At 49.9% G+C, this 1153-nt stretch carries 1 protein-coding gene; it reads right to left on the bottom strand.

The window, feature by feature from the left end; genetic code table 11:
- Positions 1 to 665 precede the first annotated feature (665 nt).
- The gene (locus DQ397_RS10480; protein WP_148921543.1) at positions 666 to 824 is read right to left on the bottom strand and encodes a DUF1660 family phage protein; all 159 of its coding nucleotides are present in this window, start codon (positions 822 to 824) and stop codon (positions 666 to 668) included.
- Between the last annotated feature and the right edge of the window lie 329 nt (positions 825 to 1153).

Here is a 1153-nt window from a genome sequence, read left to right as displayed (position 1 = left end):
CAGTCCTCATCGGGCTCATTAACGATAAAAGCCTCGACAGTTACCACATGGCATGCCAAACATTGAAATAGTCTTGTCCGGAGACTGCTTTGCCAATCCGGGGTGTGGAAAATCAGTGGGGCATCATTACCACCTGGTTCAATGTGTGGATTTTACTCCGGCACTGGCAGCTACCCATGCCAAGGTAAGTCAGTCGGGGCGGGATGCCCTACTGGATATACTCGTAGATCCTTTGCAGAGGGTAATGCGGGCGGCCTGCAGTTTATTTATTTCTGTTTAAAGATCTAATTGCCCGGGGTGTAGAAGGAAAGCGGCGGGCTGGATAATGCGAACCTGAGTGCTATCGGGCATACAATCCTGCCTAGTGGCGTCACATTGCTCTGGGGGCGTGCTGCGGTTGAAACTTCATCCGCAGGCGCCGTTTGGACACACGCAGCGTTTTCTAGGACTTGTAAGAGCTTTCCTGTAAGTGTGAAAGCTACGAAGCAGCGGGACGTAGGCTCTATAACTGGCAATCTCAGTATTCATATCGGAAACGTTTCACGAGCTGGATTCGATATTGGCATCGATGCTCATAGCGCGGGAAATGCAGTATTTCCGGTCTATTGGATTGCAATTTGCTACTGGGACGGTGTGTTAGACTCAAATCAGAGGGTAGTAGGATGCTACTGGTACTCATAGGAGTCATCTAATCGCTTTGAGCACCGTGTGCAGATATACGAAACCTTGACTATCTCGCCCTCGAATTGCCTGTCTACTTCTACTGTCTTGTGCCCGAAGAACTTACACAAAGCCCGAACACAACCCTTGATAGCGATGAGCATTGCTTGAATCTCCAATAACAATAATATGCGTTAACTATTTTGGGCAGCAGAGTGCATACATGCTGCTCGCCCAGAGATAAGGCACGCACTGGAAGCTAGATGAGTCCACACGCCCACCGATCGAATGACCTGCCGGCAAGTTGTTAACATGCCAAACGGCTGCGCCAGCGTTAATCCAGGTATCACTTGACGTTCCTGTCCGTGGCCAGTCCAATGATCTGCTTTCGGCTATGCCACATTGGGCAAGATCAAAGTTTGACTTTGAGCTCGCCCACACCCCGGATTGGCAAAGCAGTCTCCGGACAAGACTATTTCAATGTTTGGCATGC

The organism is Pseudomonas sp. CK-NBRI-02 (assembly GCF_008124495.1).
Lineage (GTDB): Bacteria > Pseudomonadota > Gammaproteobacteria > Pseudomonadales > Pseudomonadaceae > Aquipseudomonas > Aquipseudomonas guariconensis.
The sequence above is the reverse complement of the archived record's forward strand: the minus strand, read 5'-3'. Positions and strand labels throughout refer to the sequence as shown.